This is a genomic window from Microbispora sp. CSR-4 (genome assembly GCF_008033685.1).
Classification (GTDB): Bacteria; Actinomycetota; Actinomycetes; order Streptosporangiales; family Streptosporangiaceae; genus Microbispora.
In genome coordinates, this window is the sequence record NZ_VJVX01000015.1 from 103,166 (window position 1) to 122,319 (window position 19,154).

Consider the following 19,154-nt stretch of genomic DNA (forward strand, 5'->3'; position numbering starts at 1 on the left):
GTGGCGTCACCACTTAAGCACTGAACTATTGTCCAATGTGCACAAGCTGTGATCCGGGGCACGGTTTCCCGGCCGAGTTAGCGGGGCATTTCGGTCGTACTGGCTTGTGCAGCAGAAACGGGGGGAACGGGGAGGTGAGTGCGTCGAGCGTCGTGATGCTGCCGTACGCACCGTCGAGCGTCGCCGTCGCACGTCAGCGCCTCAGCGCCGATCTTTCGAACGCGGGGTTGCTCGCCTCGGCCGTCGACGACGTCGTTCTGATCATGAGCGAACTGCTGAGCAACGCGCTGCGCCATGCCCACCCTCTCCCGTCCGGGCAGCTCAAAGTGGCGTGGCTCTGCTCGGACACCCAGGTCGAGGTGGCCGTGAGCGACGGAGGCGCGTGTACGGAACCCCGTGCGGGCCGCCCGACCCTGTCGTCCCTCGGCGGCCGTGGACTCGGCATCGTCGAATACCTGGCCGAGCGCTGGGGGGTCAGGCACGACGAGGAGGCGACCACCGTCTGGGCCGTCGTCCCCGCCTCATGGCCCGCCCGAAACGGACATCACGAGATGTCCGAAACCCCCGTACTGCGCGAAGTCGTCTGAAACACCCCCGCCCACCACGCCCTCCGTCACCCCCCGGGTTACCGACTTGCCCCCGTCGCCGCCCCCGCTACGGCTTGCCCCCGTCGCCACGACGGGCCCCGGTCGGCTACGCCGCGCCTCTCGCCCACTACTGCCTGCCGTGACCGCTGCACTGCGCACCTGCCGACGCGGTGTGCCTCCCGGCATTGTGCTGGGCTCCCGTCGTTATGCCGCGATCCCGTCCGCAGGCCGTCCCCGCCGGTGTCCCCGGCCGTCCCGGGCATGTATGCGTCGTCACGGGTCACGCCGTGAGCATTCCAGCTCCCCGGCGTGACCCCGTGTTCCCCGGCTTTATGCCGTGCGCGGATAGAGCACGGCCCGCTCGGCCGTCGTCCAGGCGCTGCTCACGAGCAGGTAGACGCCTGCCGCGAGCGGGAGGAAGGCCGCCACGGCCACGGTCCAGAACGGCGCGAGGAGCTGAAGGCGTCGCATCGGAGCCGTGGGCTCGACCCTGCGGGCGGCGATCACGGCCACGACCACGAGCAGCGCGAGCAGCCCGGCGAACACCGCGACCGGTGGGCTGACCAGGCCCGCCCCGGCGACCGCGGCCGCGAGGTGCTCCCCCAGCGGCACGCCGAGCACGCTCTGCGCCAGCAGCAGGTTCGGATGTCCCGCGATCACGGCGGCCGTGAACAGCCGATAGGTCACCATGAAGAACGGCGACTGCGCGAACCCCGGAAGATAACCGGTGAACTGGCCGACGCCCTCCTTGGCGTATACGGCGTTCACCTCACGCAGGAGCCGCTGCGGGTCGTTCTTCCACCGCTTGCGGAGCTTGTCCACCTGGGGAGCGAGCCGCATCCTGATCCGCTGGGCACGGGCGACGCGGATGCTCAGCGGCAGCAGCGAGAGCCGTACGGCGAGGGTGACGAGAACGATCGCGAGCCCGCCGCCGGTGACGTGGCTGAGCGCCTCGATGAGCCGGTAGGCGGGGTCGAGCACGAAGTCGAACATGGGAAGCCTTTCGTCTGGGGCCTTCTGCCGATGAATGAGGGCATGACGAAAGCGCTCGTGACCGGAGAAGACCGGTCAGGCGAGCGCTGGGCTTCCTGATGGTGCGCGGGGACGAGGACGGCCAGGCGTGCCGGGATCGCGCAGCCTGACCATCGCCGTCTCACCGTTGTACGACGGCCTGCCCGGCCCCTGAGACAGAACGGGGACGCCGGTCAGCCGGGAGAGCATCCAGGCGAACACCAGAACGGCCACGCCGGCCAGGCCGGCCGCGGTCAGCGCGCCGGGGCCCGAAGACCCGGCGACCGACCCGGCCAGCAGCCAGACGAGCGATTCGATGACGGCCTGGAGAGCGTTCACGTCAGCGGGACAGCTTCCCGACGACGGTGACCACGACGACGGCGACGAGGGCGATGATCCCGATGATGAGCAGGAACTTCAGCGTCGCGAACAGCGCGGGGATCACGAATCCGAACACCAGCCACAGGGCCAGGAGGATCCCCAGTACGGTCAGTATGGTACGGGCCATGGCTTCAAGGTACGCGGTGCCACCGACAACCGCGAGCTTGATCCAGAATCGGTTCGCATCCCCATGATCCGTAAGGTTTCACGTGAATCATCGCGTTCGACCGGGCTTTCGGCGGGGTCCGGCGGCGAACCGCGCGAGCGCTCGCGCAGCCGGCTCTCGGGAGACGGGCGGCAGGTCCGTACGGGGCGTCGGCCGGCTGTGATGAGATGGCCGGCTGGTTCTCGCGAGGCGTCGGCCGGGTTGCGGCGTGACGGGCGGCAGGTCCGTACGAGGCGTCGGCCGGGTTGCGGCGTGACGGGCGGCCGGTTCTTACGAGACGGTGACGTGGCTCGGCCACGGTGGCCCGGCGGACGTACCGTTTATGACGTGCCTGCCCCGAAGAGCCCTCAGAATCCCGCCCGTGTCCTCGTGGTGGACGACGACCCCACCGTCGCCGAGGTAGTGGCCCGTTATTTGGAGCGGGACGGGCACGAGGTCGAGTGCGTGGGCGACGGAGCCGAGGCGCTGCGGCGGGCCCTGGCAGACCCGCCCGACCTGATGGTGCTCGACCTGATGCTGCCCAAGCTCGACGGCCTGCAGGTCTGCCGCAAGCTGCGCGAGCGGTGGCCCGTCCCGGTGATCATGCTGACCGCGCTCGGCGAGGAGATGGACCGGGTGGTCGGCCTGGAGACCGGCGCCGACGACTACGTGGCCAAGCCGTTCAGCCCGCGCGAGCTGGCCCTTCGAGTGCAGTCCGTGCTGCGGCGGGCCCGCGGAGCCCTGGTGCCGACGGGCACCGGCGTGCTGCGCGACGGCGACCTCGTGGTGGACGTCGGCGCCCACGAGGTGCGCCTGGGCGGAAAGGAGATCACGCTGACCGCCCGGGAGTTCGACCTGCTCGTCTATCTGCTGCGCAACCCCCGTCAGGCGTTCAGCCGTACGGCCCTGCTCGACCAGGTCTGGGGCTGGTCGTTCGGCGACTCCTCCACGGTGACGGTGCACGTGCGCAGGCTCCGGGAGAAGATCGAGGACGATCCCACCGATCCGCGCAGGATCGTCACTGTCTGGGGCGTCGGCTATCGATACGAGCCCCTGCCGTGATCGTCCAGATCGTCGCGGTCGCCGCCGGGCTCGGCCTCGTCATCGCGGCCCTCGGCCTGGCGCTGCTGCGGGTGCTGCGCCGCCACTCCATCGGCGTGATGCTCGCGGTCGTCGCGGCCGTGACGGTCGCCGCGACGCTGGCCGGGGTGGTCGCCATCACCCTCGCCATGATCATCGACGGGGGGCCGAAGGACATCGTGCTCAGCGTCGTCGCCATCGGCGGCCTGGTGGGCCTCGGCGTCGCGCTGGTGAACGCCCGCACAGTGGTGCGCGCCAGCAGGAGCCTCGTCGACGCGCTGGAGAGCGTGCCGCCCTCCGGCCTGTTCACCCCGCCGCCCGCGCCGCTCCCCGCCGAGCTGCAGAAGATCAGCACCGCGCTTGAGCAGGCGTACGAGCGGCTGCGGCTGGGGCACGAACGCGAGCGGGCGCTGGAGAGCGCGCGGCGCGAGCTGGTCGCGTGGGTGAGCCACGACCTGCGCACTCCCCTCGCGGGCATGCGAGCGATGGTGGAGGCCCTGGAGGACGGGGTGGCCGACGACCCCGAGACCGTCAAGCGCTACCACGTCCAGATCAGGGTGGAGGTCGACCGGCTCGCCGGCATGGTGGAGGACCTGTTCGAGCTGTCGCGCATCCACGCGGGCACGCTGCAACCCAGGCTCACCCGCACGGGGCTCGGCGACCTCGTCGCGGACACCCTCGCCGCCGTCGAACCGCTGGCCCGCGCGCAGGGCGTACACCTGACCGGCGAGGCGGACCCGCGCCTCCCGGTGTACGCGGACGCCGGGCAGCTCGGCCGGGCCGTACGCAACCTCGTGGTGAACGCCATCCGCCACACGCCCGCCGGGGGGACGGTCGACGTGCGGGCGGTCGCGGAGGGGACGACCGCCCGCCTGTCCGTGCTGGACGGTTGCGGCGGCATCCCGGAGGCGGACCTCCCCAGGGTCTTCGACGTGGCGTTCCGGGGCGAGGCGGCTCGGACGCCCGGTCCCGACGGCGGCGCCGGGCTCGGCCTCGCCATCGCGCGCGGCATCGTGGACGCCCACAACGGCGAGATCGGCGTGGTCAACGAGGGGCCCGGCTGCGTCTTCACGATCACACTGCCCCTGGCCTGACGGCCTGACGGCCTGACGGCCTGACGGCCTGACGGCCTGACGCACGCCGACGCCTATGCCCTGGCGGCCTGGCGCACGCCGACGCCTATGCCCTGGCGGCCTGGCGCACGTCGGCGCTTGAGCCTGGACGCCCCGCCCCGCCCCCGGCGTCGGTTCGACACCGGCCGGCCTGGCGCCTCTCCGCCTGAGTCGCGAACCGGGCTCGGTTGCGAGCAGATTCGCTTCAGCCGTGCCCCGCGTCGGCAGGAGCCCGCTTGAGCGGGGTGCTCGCATCGGCCGGGCCCCCGCACCGGCCGGGAGTCACTCCGGCTCGTTTCCGGCAGTCCCGCCCATGGTGAAGGGCGTGGTGATCCCCTCGTACATGAGGTGGGCGACGAGACCCTCCGTGGCGTGCGGCAGGTTGTGGCAGTGGTCCATCCAGATGCCCGGGTTGTCGGCGACGAAGGCGATGTCGTACGACTCGCCGGAGCCGACTTCGAGCGAGTCCACCCACCACGGGCTGCCCGTCGCGCGCACGCCGTCGCGGGCGAGCACCACGGCGTGGTGGCCGTGCAGGTGCATAGGGTGCGGCTCACCGCTGTCGTTGACGATGCGTACGCGTACCACGTCGCCCTCCGCGACGACGAACATCGGCACATCGGGGAACATGTGGCCGTTGATCGTCCACCAGATGCCGGGGCGTCCGTCCAGGAAGCCCGGGCGGCGCCCGATCTCGTAGCCGAACCGCCGGTCGGGCCGGTCCGGGTCGAACCCGAGCGGCGCCCGCGTGCCGTACGAGAGCAGGTCGAGCGAGGTCGCGGGCCGGGGGACGGCGGGCAGGTCGTACGACCGCGAACCGAGCACGACGCCCGCCGGGCCGCCGATGTGCACCCGCACCGGCGAGCCGTCCTCGGGCATGGTCACCTCGATGTCGGCCCGGCCGCCCGCCGTGACCATCACGGCGGTGTCCCGTACGGGAGCGGGCTCGTGCAGGTCCGTCCCGTCGACGGCGACGAGCCGGAACGGGGCGCCGCCGACCCATACGGGCGTCTGGCCGTTCTCCGTGTTGATCACCCGTACGCGCACCCGTTCGCCGGGACGTGCCTCGGCGTGGACGTCCCCCTCCTGTCCGTTGATCGTGCGGGCCCCGTCGTAGAGGTGCAGCAACGCCACGACGTCGGCCGTGCCCGCCGCCGGGCGTGCCGCAGGGGTCACCACGAGGGCGCCGAGCAGGCCGCGGCGCACCTGCTCGTGGGACACCTGGTGGGAGTGATACCAGAACGTGCCGGCCTGGTCGGCGACGAACCGGTAGGTGAAGGACCGGCCCACGCCGACCGCGTCCTGGGTGACGCCGGCGACCCCGTCCGCCGCGTTGGGCACGTCGACGCCGTGCCAGTGCAGCGTGATGCCGTCCGGCACCGACTCGTTGACCAGACGGACCTGCACCAACTGCCCGAGGGTCGCGTGGATGACCGGGCCGGGCGAGGTGCCGTTCAGCGTGTAGCCGTCCACGGAGCGGCCGGTGGCGAGCCGGAACCGCTGCTTGCGCGCGACCAGGGTGATGGCGACGTCGGCGGGGCGGTCCGGGTCGGCCGTCAGCGACGTCAGGGTGCGCGCCGACGCCGAGTGCTCCGGGTGGCCGCCGTCCTTCCCATGGGCGCTCTGGTCGTCATGTTCCCCGTGCGCGGTGTGCTCTCCGTGCGTGTGCTGTTCTGCGTGCGCGGTGTGCTCCGCGTGCGTGTGCTGTTCTGCGTGGGCGGTGTGCTCCGCGTGCGTGTGCTGTTCTGCGTGCGCGGCGTGCTCTGCGGAGGCGTCCGCGGCCATGTGCGTGAGCGCGCCGCCGTAGTCCGCGTACCCCATGTCCATGACGGAGTACGCGCCGGGCATCAGGCTGTCCTGCCACATCCAGGCCAGTGGGCCGAGCAGGGAGATGGCCGCGGCGCCCGCCAGGGCGAGCCGGAGGCGGGCGCCGCGACGACGGTTGCCTTCCATGTGCGATGTCCGTCAGACGACGGTCTCGACACGGGCGTGGGGCCGGGTGGTCGCGTCCGCCGCCGCCCGGCGTCCGCGGAGTGCGGCGTGGACGGCCGCGCTGAACAGCAGCAGCGCGTTCAGACCGTGTAGGGCGCCCAGGGCGGGGATCTGGTGACCGAGGAGGCCCAGGGTGATCTGGACCGCGACGAGCACGACCACGAGGGCGGCTCCCCTGACCGCTCCGGGGACCTTCGTGAAGAACGAGCCGACCAGCAGGAACAGCGCGATCGCGGGGATGACCATCATCCCGTTCATGCCGTGGACCATGAAGGCGAAGAACTCGGGGAACTCGATGCCGCCGCTCTCCGCGCTCGCCTTGTCGATGACCCCGCCCTGCTCGACGTACTTGAACAGCCCGGCGTCGCCGAGCACGACCATCATCGCCTGCACTGCGACCTCGGCTGCGACGAGCGAGGCCAGGATCTTGTAGACCAGCTTCATGACGATCTTCCCATCCGGGACCCGGCGAGCCCTTCGACACCCGGGCACCGCGGTCCTCTCCTGTGTCGGCCGGCGCCCGTCTCGGGGCGCCGGCCCTTACGCAGAGGACGGTAGGAACGCCTCCATGGCGAATACTTAATGACCACTTCGGTGACTCTTGGCGTCGCCGGTTCCGCGCGCGAAAGCGCAGCTCGGGACGGCGCGGCACCGCTCGGAGCCGCGCAGCACAGCTCGGAAGCGCGCGGTACGGCGCGCCGCGGCTCGGTTCACGCGGGCGCGGCACGGCGAGGTCCGGCGCGGTCCGCGCGGCACGGCGTGGCACCGTGCTGGTCCGGCGTGGTGCGGCCCGGCTTGGTATGGCGTGGTGCGGCCCGGCTTGTACGGCGTGGCGCGGCGCGGTCCGGCTTGTACGGCGCGGCTCGGTACGGCGCCGCGCCGTCCAGGTCACACCTCGGTCTGGTGCTCCAGCTGGCCGCGCCAGGAGGGGATGTCGGGCGCGGCCTCCCGCTGGCGCGGGGTGAACGCCTCCGCCATGGCCCGGAATGTGGGGCATGGCCAGCGCCACATGCAGCTCCGGCATCGCAGGATCGGATTGGCCGGGTCGCTGGAGATGCCGCCCGCGTCTCTGGGCTGGTGCAGATCGAGCAGCCGGAGGCCGAGCTCGGAGAAGCTCAGCAGCTCCTCGCGCGCTTCGGCGAGGAAGTCGAGGTCCTCCGCGGCCAGCCGGGCGCTGACCGGGACGTACCCCTCGCGGTTGACCAGGCCGCGCAGCGGCTCGGCCGCGTCGCGCCACGACGAGGCCTTCTCCGTGCGCACCTGGATGGTCTCCAGATGCTCGCGCAGCACGCGCCGCTGTGGATCCTCGGGAATCTCACTGTTCATCTGCTCTCGGGCCCGCTGTGCTCGGCGCCCGCCCTCCTTTGCGAAGTGACGACCAAGACGCGGAGGTTCCGGGCCCTCCATCCGGCGACGCCGGTGTCGCATAGCGTCAAGCTTCGCGCACTCGGCGTTTACATGGGGCCGGAATCGGGGACAAAGGGCGGACGACTCTTCGATGAATCCGATGGAGCGTGACCCGAGGCCGGTACGACGCTAGTGTGCGCCTCGTGGAGCTCAAAGTCGCGACGCAATCCCACGCCGGTCAGGCCGTCATGGCCGTCTTCGGCGAAATCGACCTATATACCGCGCCCCGGCTGCAGGCGGAGTTCACCCGCCTGCTGGAGACCGGGCCCGACCGGGTGGTCATCGACATGTCCGGAGTCGAGTTCTGCGACTCCACGGGCATGAACGTGCTGCTGTCGGCGCTCAAACGGCTGCGCGAGCGGGGCGGCACGCTGGAGGTGGCGGCGCCGAGACCGGCGGTACGCAAGATTCTCCAGGTCACCGGCCTGGACTCGGTGTTCACCGTGCACGACACGGTGCCCGCCGATCTGCTCACGGCCGAGCATCAGGGCTAGGCGCATGGGGGAGATGGCAGTGCCCGAGCCGGACACCGCGGTGGTGATCCCGGCGAAGGACGAGGCCGACCGGATCGGCGTCACCGTGACCGCCGCCCTGAAGCTGCCCGGCGTGGATCTCGTGGTCGTGGTCGACGACGGCTCGTCCGACGAGACCGGCCGGGTGGCCAGGGCGGCGGGCGCCCGGGTCGTACGGCACAGCCGCAACCGGGGCAAGGCGGCGGCGATGGAGAGCGGCGCCGAGGCCGTACGCCTCCTGGACGAGGACCAGCCCCGGCACCTGTTGTTCCTCGACGCCGACCTGGGCGAGACGGCTGCGGCCGCCCTCCCCCTGATCGAGCCGGTGCGGGCCGGTGAGGCCGACATGACCATCGCGAAGTTCGCGACCAGGGTCAAGCTCGGCGGGCACGGCATCGTCGTACGGGTGGCCCGTGACGGGATCAAGAGGCTCACCGGCTGGGAGGCCACCCAGCCGCTCAACGGGCAGCGGTGTCTCACCCGGGCGGCCTTCGAGGCGGCCCGGCCGCTCGCGCACGGCTTCGGCGTCGAGACCGGCATGACCGTCGACCTGCTCAGGAAGGGCTTCCGGGTGGTCGAGGCCGAGGTCGAGATGTCGCACCGCGCGACCGGCACCGACTGGCGCTCCCAACTGCACAGGGCCAAGCAGCTTCGCGACGTCGGCCTGGCCCTCGCCGCCCGCGAGCCCGCCGTGGACCAGGCGCGCTCCGCCCTCCGCCCGCCCCGCCGCTGAGCCCTGCCACCGAGCTCGCCGCAGAGCCCCGCCACTGAGCGCGGCTGTCGGCCCCTGCTGGTGGGCCATGCCGCTGGGCGCCGCCGCTGAGTGCCTTTGCCGGGCGGTTGCCGTCGCGCGGCGCGCCGGGCTCTGCTGCCGGGCCCTGACTCCGCCGAGCCTCTGCTGCTGGGCCCCGCCACCAGGCCCGCTATCGGCCGAGCTCGGGGTGGGTGTCCCGCGCCCGGCGGCCGAGGCGAGCCCGTACGCGTCGCCGGGGCGGTGTGGTGGAATTCTCGGGTGGATTCGCGGGGGCGCGCAGGGATCGCCGCCCGGCTGGCCCCGGCCGCCGGCGGCCTGTCGATCGTCCTCACGATCACGATCGGCGTCCTCGGGCCGTCGGCGATGGTCCCCAGGCTGCCCGGACCGTCGTGGCAGCCCCCCTACTCGCTCGATCTCGCCCCCGGCGGTCATCTCGTCGTCGCGCTGGCCGCCGCCGCGCTCGTCCTCGGCACGGCCGGCCTGGCCCTCGGCCTCGCGTACCCCGGCGGATCGCCTCGGGCGCGCACGCTGCTCGTCGCCGGGTGCGTCGCCGCCGCGGTCCTCGCTTTCCTGCCGCCCTCCGGGTCGGCCGACCACCTCAACTACGCGGCGTACGGCCGGATGGCGGCCCTCGGTTACGACCCGTACGCGACCGTGCCCGCCGACCTGCCCGCCGATCCGGTCATCGGCAGGGTGGAGGAGTGGCGGAACACCCCCAGCCTGTACGGCCCGGTCGCCACGGCCGTGCAAGCGCTCGCGAGCCATGTCGGGGGCGACTCGGTCCGGCTGACGGTCTTCGTGATGGCCCTGGTCAACGCCGCCGCCTTCGTCGCCACCGGCCTGCTGCTCCACCGGGACACCGCGGGCGACCCCGTACGGCAGCGCCGCGCGGCCCTGCTGTGGACGGCCAACCCGCTGCTCGTCTACGAGCTGGTGGCCGGGATGCACCTCGACACCGTGGCGATCGCGTTCGTCGTGGCGGGCCTGGTCGCCCGCCGGGGCGTGCTGCTCGGCCTCGGCGTCGCGGTCAAGGCCACCGTGGGCGTGGTGGCGCTGGGCACGGCGTGGGAGCTGCGCCGGAGCCCCCGGCGGCTCGCCCTGGTCGCCGGGCTGGCGGCGCTGACCGTGCTCGTGGCCTATCTGCTGGCCGGGCCGCACTCGCTCGACCAGTTGCTGAACGCCAGCAAGTCGGTCTCGCTCGCCACGCCGTGGAAGCTGGCCCAGAGGGCGCTCCAGGGGCTGTTCGGGCCGGGGGCCTATCGGGCGTGGATCCAGGCCGGTTCGCTGCTCCTGCTCGCCGTGCTGGCCGTCCTCCTGCTGCGCGGCCGTCCCGCCGCCGGCCGTGAGGGACCGGTGGTGGCCCTGGCCGTCGCCGTGGCCTGGCTGTTCGCCACGCCGTACGCGCTGCCCTGGTATGACGGGCTGGGCTTCGCACTGCTGGCCCTGGTCGCCTGGCCGGGCCTGGAGGCGTTCCTGGTCGCCCGGCTCGCCGTGCTCTCGCTGGCCTACCTGCCCGCGCGCCAGGCGGACCAGCCGAGCGACCTGCGGTGGCTCGTCGACGTGGTCAGGGGCTGGGTGGCGCCGTCGCTCCTGCTGGCGCTGACGATCGCGCTGCTGTGGTGGGCGGCGCGGTCTGCAGCGCGTGCACGGACGCCGCGAGCGCCAGCGGCACCGCGACCGTCAGGGCCATCGCCGGGATCGCGATCCCCGAGTCGTTGATCAGGAACCCGGCGAACGCCGCGGTCAGCGCGCCGAACAGCCCGGCCCGCAACTGCGGCGCCCGCTCGTAGGCCAGGCTGAGCGCGGGCGCGCCCCACCGGGACGGCCGGGCCAGCACGAGGAACAGGAACGCCACCGCGACCAGCGACAGCAGCGTCAGCGGGAGGTTGCCCAGCGTGTGGAGCATCGCCCCGAGCTTGCGTCCGACCACCGAGCCGCCCTCGCCACCGATGATCTGCTGGACGAACGCCCCGAGGTGGGTGCGCCGGTCGGCGGGGCGCAGATAGTCGGCCACCGCGATCAGCGCGATGAGCACGACGCCCGCGACGGCGATCAGCCCGAGCCGGACGACCGACACCCGCCTGCCCGTGACCATCAGCATGCACACCGCCACGCCCAGGACGAACGACGGCACCCCGCCGAAGTCCGCGCCCCACGTCGGCCAGCCGTCCCCGGCGATCGCGAGCAGGCCGTACGCCACGCAGACGGCCACGGCGAGCCTCGGCCGGCGGCGCAGGGCGCAGGCGACGGCGGCCAGGAGCAGGATCGTGCCGGTCGAATAGACGGCGAAGGCCATGTTGCCGAAGCCGTAGAACCTGCCGCCGGTCACGGGTTCGTAGCCGGCCACCGCGTTCACCTGCAGCCGCGAGCCCGTCACCACGTCGGCGAGCAGCGCGAGCGAGCTGACCCCGGCGACCACGGCGGGCGGCCCCAGCACGTGGCGGCGCCACGGCCCGGCGTACGCGAGCCCGGCCACCAGGACGGCGAAGCCGAGGATCGTGCCGAGCAGGGCGGGCATCGGGTGGGCGAAGCCCCACCACGGCACGAGCTGCGCCAGGAAGATCGACACCGGAAGTGCGCCGCTGACCGTCGCGACGACCCGCGTGGTCGTCGGCATGCGCCGATAACGCCTGATCACGAGCGCGGCCAGGCCGTAGAAGAGCAGTTGCGCGGCGACCAGCGTGATGAAGAACGGCTCCCTGACCTCCCTGAGCACCTGGCTCGCCAGGTCGGCGTCGGCGAGCTCGGTCACCGAGGGCGCGCCGCCGTCCCCGGACCACGCCCGGCCGACCGCGCCCTCGGGCGTGGGGAGGCCGAGCAGGTGGGTGACCGTCGTCGTGACGTCGGTGATCGTGACGAGCGCCTGCTGGCGGGTCGAGGCGGCGGTCAGCGACCCGTGCCCGTACGGCCCGCCGGAGGCGATGGCGACGTGCAGGTGGGCGATCGACCCGGAATCGGACAGCCCCGCCACGAGCACGGTCGAACCGGCGGGCACCTTGGCGAGCACCTCGGCGACGGTCCTGTCGGCCGCGCTCACGGCCTCCCGCCGGGCCTGGCCACGCGAGTCGTCGGCCCAGGCCTTGGTGATCTCCCCCGCCTCGGCGACCACGAGGGCGTACGGCGTGAGGTCGGGCAGCGCGGCCGGGGAGGCGGCGTACGTCGCGACCCTGCCGGAACGGTCGGCGGCGGCCAGGGCGGCCCCCGGGCCGATGGCCGCGATCTTTCCCCCGGCGGTGGTCACGGCGTCGGCGAGCAGCCCGAGCCTGGCCTTGAAGGGCCCGGCCTGCTGCACGGCGACCAGCTCGGACCAGCCCGGGATCGTCGCGCCGCCGTCGGCGGTGGTGACAGGCTCGGGAAGGGGCGCGCAGCCGGGGCCGGGAGTCCCCGCCCGCTGGCCCGCGGAGACCGTCAGCCAGCCGGCGGCCGGGCAGGTGACCGGCAGCCCCTCGGGAGGGACCGCCCTCGTGGACAGCGACGCGCTGGAGCCGCGGGCGGCCAGCCCCCACAGCGCGGGGGTCCGCCGCGCGTCGAGATCGTCCCAGCGCAGGCCGGGCACCCCGATCACCACCACCCGGCCCGTCACCGGGGCGGCCTGCCGTACGGCCGACGCGGGGGCGACGGGCAGGACGAGGGCCGCCACGACGAGCACCAGGATGGACGCGAGGAGCCTCGCGGGCCTGCCACGCACTGTTCCGCGCTCCCTCATGATCGATAACGGTGCGGACACGGTCCACGGTAGCCTGCCTGGTCATGACGACTGGCCGGATAGCCGGGGCCCGGCGGCCCGCGTGGGCGTGGGCGCTCGCCCTGGTGGCACTGGCCGCCGCGGCGTCGCCGCTCATCGCCTACTGGCTGACCAATCCCGAGGACCAGCGTCTGGTGGACCTGGACGTCTACCGTACGGGTGGCTGGGCACTGCTGCAGGGCCTGCCCGTCTATGACGTGATCACGCCGGCTCCCCAACTGCTGCCGTTCACCTATCCGCCGGTGGCCGCGATGCTGGCGGTGCCGCTCGCCATGATGTCGTGGCCGGTCGCGCAGTGGGTGTGGACGATCGCTCTCGTCACCGTGCTCGCCGTGACGGTCCGGCACGCCTTCCGCGCCTTCCTGGACGGCGTACGCGACGCCGCCCCGGGCGGCGTGAGCGGCTCCTTCCTGCGTGACTCTTTTCTGAGCGGCTCTTTCCTGGGCGGCTCTTTCTTGGGCCGCCTGCGCGGGCCCCTGGCCGCGCCGCTGGTGTTCGCGGTGCTGTCCGCCGCGTGCACCTATCTCATGCCGATCAGGGACCAGTTCAGGTTCGGTCAGGTGGACCTGTTCCTCATGGCGTTGTGCCTGCTCGACTGCGTGGCGCGCAGACCGTGGTGGCCGCGCGGCATGCTGATCGGCCTCGCCACGGCGGTGAAGCTCACCCCCGGGGTGTTCCTCGTCTATCTGGCGATCACCGCCTTCCCCGCCCGGCAGGGGGACACAAGGCAGCGCCACGGAAGCACAGCGCAGCGCCGGGCCCTGTGCATGGCGGTGTTCACGGCGGCCCTGCTCACGCTGCTGCCGTTCCTGGTGATGTTCGACGACGCCCGGGACTTCTGGTTCGGGGCGCTGCTCGACTCCGAGCGTCTGGGCGCGAACGCCGCCACCACCAACCAGTCGCTGCGCGGCATGCTGCTGCGGCTCTACCTGCCCGGCCGGCTGACCACCGTGATCTGGCTCGCCGCCGTCGCCGTGATCGGCTGGTACGGCTTCCGCCGCGCCCGCCGGGCACACCTGGACGGCGACATGATGACGGCGGTGGCGCTCACCGGGCTGATGGCGGTGCTGCTCTCGCCGGTGGCCTGGATCCACCACATCGCCTGGGTCGTGGTCGTGCTCGCGGCCCTCGCCGGGTCGGGGCGCGACCGGGTCAGGCTGCTGGTCGCGGCGGGCGTATGGCTCTACTACGTGCTGCCCATACCGTGGTGGGGGGGGACGCTCAAGGCGCTGGAGATCCCCGTGCTCAGCCCGGTCGTGGGCAAGATCGTGCAGAACGCCTTCGGGCTCGGCGCGATCGGCCTGGTCTGGCTCCTCGGCTCGTGGCTGCCCCGGCGGCGGGCCGCTGTCGCCGTTCCCGCTGCGGCGAGTTGACCAAAACATTACGCTCGGTGCCGTGCTGGTTACCGTTGTGGAGATAGTGGCTGTGCTGGCGGGAGTGACCGGCGTGGCCGTCGGCCTGATCGCGCTGCGCACCGCCCGCCGTTCCGTGGGGGTGTGCCTGGACGCCCTCGACCGGCGGGCCGCCGACGGCCCGGTGGACAGCAGGGCCATCCGCGACGTGGCGCTCTATCGCTATGACGCGCTCGACGAGATGACCGGCAGGCTGTCGTTCTCGCTCGCGCTCATCAACGGCTTCGGCGACGGCGTCGTGCTGACGTCCATCAACGGACGCACCGAGACCCGCACGTACGCCCGTGCCGTACGCGGGGGGAAGGGGCTGCAGCCGCTGTCGCCGGAGGAGGAGCACGCCGTGCGGGCCGCCCGGCTCGGCATCGGGCCGGAGGCCGAGCCGCAACGCCTCCCGCACTGAGCAGCCGGACTGTAACGCCTCCCGCGCTGAGCGGCCGGGCCGGAGGTGGGGCCGGACGAGGGGCCGTACGCCCCCTGAGCAGGCGGTACGGCGGGGTCATGGGCGGAAGCCTGTAACCGCAGGGGGGTCTTCGCATCTCCGCCACGCCTACCTGTGGATACCCTTGAGGACATGTCGAAGCTCGCGTACCTGGGGCCTCAGGGCACCTTCTGTGAGGCGGCCCTGCGACTCCTGGAGCCGGATGCCGAGCGCCTGCCCTGCGCCAACGTGGGAGCCGCGCTCGACGCCGCCCGCGACGGCGAGGCGGACGGCGCGGTGGTCCCGCTGGAAAACTCGGTGGAGGGGGCGATCACGCAGACCCTCGACGAGCTGGCCGGGGGGAGGCCGCTCCACATCACCGGCGAGTGGCTGCTTCCGGTCGAGTTCTCCCTTCTGGTACGGCCCGGCACGGAGCTGGCCCAGATCAAGCGGGTCCTCACCCACCCGGCGGCGCACACCCAGTGCCGTGGGTTCATCGAGCGCGAGATGCCCGGCGCCGTGGTGATCGCGGCCTCGTCGACGGCCGCCGCCGCGCAGGAGGTCGCCTCTCCCGGGTCTCCGTACGACGCGGCGATCAGCCCGGCCATCGCCGGGGAGTACTACGGGCTCGACGCGATCGCCTCGAACATCGGCGACCGCTCCGACACCGTCACCCGGTTCATCAAGGTGAACCGCCCCGGCCATCTGCCCGCGCCGACCGGCGCCGACCGCACCTCGCTCGTGGCCTTCCTGCGCGACGACCACCCGGGCGCGCTGCTGGAGATGCTGAGCGAGTTCGCGGTGCGCGGGGTCAACCTGACCCGCATCGAGTCGCGCCCCACCGGCGACGGCATCGGCCGCTACTTCTTCCACTTCGACTTCGAGGGTCACATCGCCGACGCCCGGGTCGGGGAGGCCGTCTCCGGTCTCCACCGGCTCTGCGACGATCTGCGTTTCCTCGGCAGCTATCCGCGGGCCGACCGGGTTGTGACGCAGGTCAAGGCGGGTACGGCCGACGCCGACTTCGCCGAGGCCGCGGAATGGCTCGCAAAGATCCGCGCCGGGCTCGCTTGACGGGCGGGAGCCGCACCGGCTCCGGTAGCCTGTGAGCCGTGATTGACCTGCGTACCCTTCGTGAGGACCCTGACCGGCTCCGGGCGTCGCAGCGCGTCCGCGGCGAGGACGATTCGGTCGTGGAGACCCTGCTGTCGCTCGACGAGCGCCGCCGATCCGCGCTCAACACCTTCGAGTCGCTGCGCGCCGAGCAGAAGAGCATCGGCAAGTCGGTGTCCCGCGCGTCCGGGGACGAGCGCCAGGCGCTGCTCGACCGTGCGAAGGAACTGGCCGCGCAGGTGAAGGCGGCCGAGACCGAGGCCGCCGCGCTGGCGAGCGAGCTCGACGAGCTGCTCATGACCGTCCCGAACATCGTCGAAGAGGGCGCGCCCCCCGGCGGCGAGGACGACTACGTCGTGCTTGAGGAGGTCGGCGAGAAGCCGGTCTTCGACTTCGAGCCCCGCGACCACGTCGAGCTGGGCGAGCTGCTCGGCGCGATCGACACCGAGCGCGGGGCCAAGGTGTCCGGCGCCCGGTTCTTCTTCCTCAAGGGCGTCGGCGCGCGGCTGCAGCTCGGGCTGCTCAACATGGCGATCCAGCAGGCCGTCGAGGCCGGCTTCACGCCGATGATCACGCCCGTGCTGGTCAAGCCCGAGGCGATGGCCGGCACCGGCTTCCTCGGCGCCCACGCGAGCGAGGTCTACCGGCTTGAGGCCGACGACCTCTATCTCGTCGGCACCAGCGAGGTGCCGCTGGCGGCCTACCACTCCGACGAGATCCTCGACCGGTCGGCGCTGCCGATGCGCTACGCCGGGTGGTCGTCCTGCTTCCGCCGCGAGGCCGGGTCGTACGGCAAGGACACCCGGGGCATCATCCGCGTCCACCAGTTCGACAAGGTGGAGATGTTCTCCTACTGCCGTCCCGAGGAGGCGCACGAGGAGCACCTGCGGCTCCTCGCCTGGGAGAAGGAGATGCTGGAGAAGGTCGAGATCCCCTACCGCGTGATCGACGTGGCGGGCGGCGACCTCGGCTCGTCGGCGGCGCGCAAGTATGACTGCGAGGGCTGGGTGCCCACGCAGGGCCGCTACCGTGAGCTCACCTCGACCTCCAACTGCACCGACTACCAGGCCCGCCGGCTGAAGGTGCGCTACCGCGACGAGGAGGGCAAGCCGCAGCACGTGGCCACCCTCAACGGCACGCTGGCGACCACCCGCTGGATCGTGGCGATCCTGGAGAACCACCAGCAGGCCGACGGTTCGGTGGTCGTCCCCAAGGCGTTGCGGCCCTACGTGGGGCTCGACGTCCTTGAGCCGCTCTCCCGCTAGACCCTTCGATCGAGGGCCTCCGTACGTGTCACGTGCGGAGGTCTTCGTGTCTCATGACGACGTTCTGCGGCGGGTTCACGCGGCGACCGGGCAGCGGACTGTTGTCCGGCAAAAGTACAATCTGCAACTTTTGACGGCAGGACCGTTAGATGTGATGTAAATCTCCCGGTTCGGACGACGTCCAGGTGCCGAGAAGAGCCCCGGCGTGAAACTTTCATGCGCCCGGGCCTTCAGGGGGTCTGCTCACGTCCTAATGGCCGTAGACCCCGGGCATGCGAAAGGCGGGGCTCGCCGACGCGAACCCCGCCTTCGTCAAGTCAGGTCAGATGCCCCGGACGTTCGACGCCTGCGGACCCTTCGGACCAGCGATGACCTCGAACTCGACCCGCTGGCCGTCCTCGAGGTTGCGGTAGCCGCTGCCAGTGATCGCGGAGAAGTGCACGAACACGTCGGGCTCGCCGCCGTCCGGTGCGATGAAGCCGAAGCCCTTCTCAGCGTTGAACCACTTGACGGTTCCCTGAGCCATTACTGCTCTCCCTAAGGAAGTGAATCTTGGGGACCACACCTCGTGGACCCCGGGTGTGTCGCACAGCTCCCCGGGTGGCTCATACAGTCAAACTGGTTTTCGCTACGGGAACAGCTAATACAACGCCTTCACATCTAACACTATGTAGCCCGTTGGTGTTCCACGTCCGGGCGAAGTTTCTCGCCCCGCGTGTGGCAGAGGGCATGGCACGGCATGTTTCGGTGCACACTGGAACCTGTCATGACCTGCCCCCGCCTCGTCGCCACGGACCTCGACGGCACCGCGCTGCGCACCGACGGAACGATCTCTCCGCGTACCGCCGCCGCTTTCGCCCGCGTGGAAGAGGCCGGTGGGGCCCTCGTCTTCGTGACCGGCCGGCCGCCCCGCTGGATGTACAACGTCGCGGGAGCCGTACGGCACCGGGGGCTGGCGATCTGCGCGAACGGCGCGCTCGTGTACGACCTCCACACCGAGGAGATCATCGAGTCGCGTCTGATCGCCGCCGACGTGCTCGAAGAGTGCGTCGCCCGGCTGCGGCGGCAGGTGCCCGGCCTCAGGTTCTCCGTCGAGTACGAAGGGGGCTTCGCGCACGAGGCCGCCTACGTGCTGGGGCGCTGGGACGCCCGGGAGCTGTCGTACAGGCAGATCGTGGCCGTCGCGGCGCTGACGTCCCAGCCGTGCGTCAAGCTGCTCGCCCAGCACCCCTCGATGGACCCCGACGATCTGCACCAGGGGGTGCTGGAGATCGTCGGCGACCTCGTGACCCCGACCCACTCCAGCGGCCGTGCGCTGATCGAGATGAGCGCGCGCGGTGTGACCAAGGCCACGGCGCTGGCCACGCTGGCCGAGGAGATGGGGATCAAGCCCGCGGAGGTGGTCGCCTTCGGCGACATGCCGAACGACCTGCCGATGCTGACCTGGGCCGGCACGTCGTACGCCGTGGCGAACGCCCACCGCGACGTGCTGGCCGCCGTCGATCACGTGACGGCGGCCAACAACGACGACGGTGTGGCGGTCGTGCTGGAGACCCTGTTCTGAGTCGCTTGGCGCCTGGGGTTGGTGCCGGGGTCCGTGTTCGGGGTTTTGCGGGGTCTCCGGGGCTTTCCGGGTTCTACGGGTTTCGGGGTTTACAGGTAGGGGCCGCCCGCGCGGTGGCCCTGGTCGTCCTGCCCGCCCTGGGTCATGCCGCCGGGGAGCGCGCGGCGCATCTGCTCCAGCTGCGCGCGAGCGGCCATCTGCTGCGCGAACAGCGTGGTCTGGATGCCGTGGAACAGGCCCTCAAGCCAGCCGACGAGCTGGGCGTGCGCGACCCTCAGCTCCGCGTCGCTCGGCGGGGTCTCGTTCTCGTCGCTGAACGGCAGGGACAGCCGTTCCAGCTCCTCCACCAGCTCGGGGGCCAGGCCCTCCTCAAGCTCCTTGATCGAGCTCTGGTGGATGTCCTTGAGCCGCTTGCGACTGGCGTCGTCGAGGGGAGCCGCCCGCACCTCCTCCAGCAGCTGGCGGATCATGCTGCCGATCCGCATCACCTTGGCGGGCTGCTCCACCAGATCGGCGACGGACCGCTCCTCGTGCTCGCCCTTACCGTTGCCGCCGGAGACCGAAAGGCCCTGCGGCCCAACGACCACGATCTGCGGCGTGCTCTCGTCTGCGTTCATCGATCGTTTACAACTCCTGATTCGCCGGGGCACACCGTG

The 19,154-nt window shown here is 71.9% G+C and carries 19 protein-coding genes; 11 read left to right on the forward strand and 8 right to left on the reverse strand.

What is annotated here, in order from left to right; genetic code table 11:
• The first annotated feature begins 134 nt into the window (after positions 1–134).
• Positions 135–587, forward strand: a complete 453-nt coding sequence (locus tag FLV34_RS14220; RefSeq protein ID WP_312845758.1) for an ATP-binding protein — start codon at positions 135–137, stop codon at positions 585–587.
• A 330-nt stretch (positions 588–917) separates the two neighbouring features.
• On the opposite strand, the gene FLV34_RS14225 is transcribed toward FLV34_RS14220, so the two are convergent.
• The 3 genes from FLV34_RS14225 to FLV34_RS40425 all read right to left on the reverse strand — a co-directional run bounded on the left by FLV34_RS14225 (position 918) and on the right by FLV34_RS40425 (position 2,106).
• Positions 918–1,580: a membrane protein insertase YidC gene (locus FLV34_RS14225; protein ID WP_147943310.1), complete on the reverse strand. Its 663-nt coding sequence runs from the start codon at positions 1,578–1,580 to the stop codon at positions 918–920.
• A gap of 75 nt (positions 1,581–1,655) precedes the next feature.
• Positions 1,656–1,937, reverse strand: a complete 282-nt coding sequence (locus tag FLV34_RS14230) for a DUF6412 domain-containing protein (RefSeq protein WP_142649189.1) — start codon at positions 1,935–1,937, stop codon at positions 1,656–1,658.
• Position 1,938: 1 nt separating this feature from the next.
• Positions 1,939–2,106, reverse strand: coding sequence for a hypothetical protein (locus FLV34_RS40425; RefSeq protein WP_168066144.1), 168 nt, complete (start codon positions 2,104–2,106; stop codon positions 1,939–1,941).
• Between the two features lie 366 nt (positions 2,107–2,472).
• Between FLV34_RS40425 and FLV34_RS14235 the strand changes: the two genes are divergently transcribed.
• Both FLV34_RS14235 and FLV34_RS14240 read left to right on the forward strand, forming a co-directional pair.
• Positions 2,473–3,186, forward strand: a complete 714-nt coding sequence (locus FLV34_RS14235; RefSeq protein ID WP_142649190.1) for a response regulator transcription factor — start codon at positions 2,473–2,475, stop codon at positions 3,184–3,186.
• The gene (locus tag FLV34_RS14240) at positions 3,183–4,298 is read left to right on the forward strand and encodes a cell wall metabolism sensor histidine kinase WalK (RefSeq protein ID WP_260617362.1); all 1,116 of its coding nucleotides are present in this window, start codon (positions 3,183–3,185) and stop codon (positions 4,296–4,298) included. Before FLV34_RS14235 ends, FLV34_RS14240 begins: the two co-directional genes overlap by 4 nt.
• 300 nt (positions 4,299–4,598) lie before the next feature.
• On the opposite strand, the gene FLV34_RS14245 is transcribed toward FLV34_RS14240, so the two are convergent.
• From FLV34_RS14245 to FLV34_RS14255, 3 genes are all read right to left on the reverse strand, one after another.
• Positions 4,599–6,269: a multicopper oxidase family protein gene (locus FLV34_RS14245; protein ID WP_222709503.1), complete on the reverse strand. Its 1,671-nt coding sequence runs from the start codon at positions 6,267–6,269 to the stop codon at positions 4,599–4,601.
• Positions 6,270–6,281: 12 nt separating this feature from the next.
• Entirely contained in the window at positions 6,282–6,752 is a 471-nt protein-coding gene (locus FLV34_RS14250) for a hypothetical protein (protein WP_142649191.1), read from the reverse strand.
• A gap of 444 nt (positions 6,753–7,196) precedes the next feature.
• The gene (locus FLV34_RS14255; RefSeq protein WP_240971657.1) at positions 7,197–7,634 is read right to left on the reverse strand and encodes a hypothetical protein; all 438 of its coding nucleotides are present in this window, start codon (positions 7,632–7,634) and stop codon (positions 7,197–7,199) included.
• 224 nt (positions 7,635–7,858) lie between these two features.
• On the opposite strand from FLV34_RS14255, the gene FLV34_RS14260 reads away from it, so the two are divergent.
• The 7 genes from FLV34_RS14260 to serS all read left to right on the forward strand — a co-directional run bounded on the left by FLV34_RS14260 (position 7,859) and on the right by serS (position 16,934).
• A complete protein-coding gene (locus tag FLV34_RS14260; RefSeq protein ID WP_030511009.1) occupies positions 7,859–8,209 on the forward strand; it encodes an STAS domain-containing protein in 351 nt (116 codons plus the stop codon).
• Positions 8,210–8,213: 4 nt separating this feature from the next.
• Positions 8,214–8,960, forward strand: a complete 747-nt coding sequence (locus FLV34_RS14265) for a glycosyltransferase (RefSeq protein WP_142649192.1) — start codon at positions 8,214–8,216, stop codon at positions 8,958–8,960.
• A gap of 279 nt (positions 8,961–9,239) precedes the next feature.
• On the forward strand, positions 9,240–10,700 hold the full coding sequence (mptB, locus tag FLV34_RS14270) for a polyprenol phosphomannose-dependent alpha 1,6 mannosyltransferase MptB (RefSeq protein ID WP_261985774.1): 1,461 nt from the start codon (positions 9,240–9,242) through the stop codon (positions 10,698–10,700).
• Positions 10,701–12,731: 2,031 nt separating this feature from the next.
• On the forward strand, positions 12,732–14,099 hold the full coding sequence (locus FLV34_RS14280; RefSeq protein ID WP_147943311.1) for a glycosyltransferase 87 family protein: 1,368 nt from the start codon (positions 12,732–12,734) through the stop codon (positions 14,097–14,099).
• Between the two features lie 22 nt (positions 14,100–14,121).
• On the forward strand, positions 14,122–14,538 hold the full coding sequence (locus tag FLV34_RS14285) for a DUF4446 family protein (RefSeq protein ID WP_147943312.1): 417 nt from the start codon (positions 14,122–14,124) through the stop codon (positions 14,536–14,538).
• A gap of 171 nt (positions 14,539–14,709) precedes the next feature.
• The gene (pheA, locus tag FLV34_RS14290) at positions 14,710–15,630 is read left to right on the forward strand and encodes a prephenate dehydratase (RefSeq protein WP_142649194.1); all 921 of its coding nucleotides are present in this window, start codon (positions 14,710–14,712) and stop codon (positions 15,628–15,630) included.
• A gap of 38 nt (positions 15,631–15,668) precedes the next feature.
• Positions 15,669–16,934 (forward strand): serine--tRNA ligase, encoded by a 1,266-nt coding sequence (gene serS, locus FLV34_RS14295; protein ID WP_142649195.1) that lies wholly within the window; start codon positions 15,669–15,671, stop codon positions 16,932–16,934.
• Positions 16,935–17,256: 322 nt separating this feature from the next.
• Here serS and FLV34_RS14300 read toward each other — a convergent pair whose 3' ends face one another.
• On the reverse strand, positions 17,257–17,460 hold the full coding sequence (locus FLV34_RS14300) for a cold-shock protein (RefSeq protein WP_030511000.1): 204 nt from the start codon (positions 17,458–17,460) through the stop codon (positions 17,257–17,259).
• A gap of 240 nt (positions 17,461–17,700) precedes the next feature.
• Between FLV34_RS14300 and FLV34_RS14305 the strand changes: the two genes are divergently transcribed.
• Positions 17,701–18,498: an HAD family hydrolase gene (locus tag FLV34_RS14305; RefSeq protein WP_142649196.1), complete on the forward strand. Its 798-nt coding sequence runs from the start codon at positions 17,701–17,703 to the stop codon at positions 18,496–18,498.
• Between the two features lie 89 nt (positions 18,499–18,587).
• Here the strand turns inward: FLV34_RS14305 and FLV34_RS14310 are convergent, their stop codons facing one another.
• A complete protein-coding gene (locus tag FLV34_RS14310) occupies positions 18,588–19,115 on the reverse strand; it encodes a bacterial proteasome activator family protein (RefSeq protein WP_142619167.1) in 528 nt (175 codons plus the stop codon).
• Between the last annotated feature and the right edge of the window lie 39 nt (positions 19,116–19,154).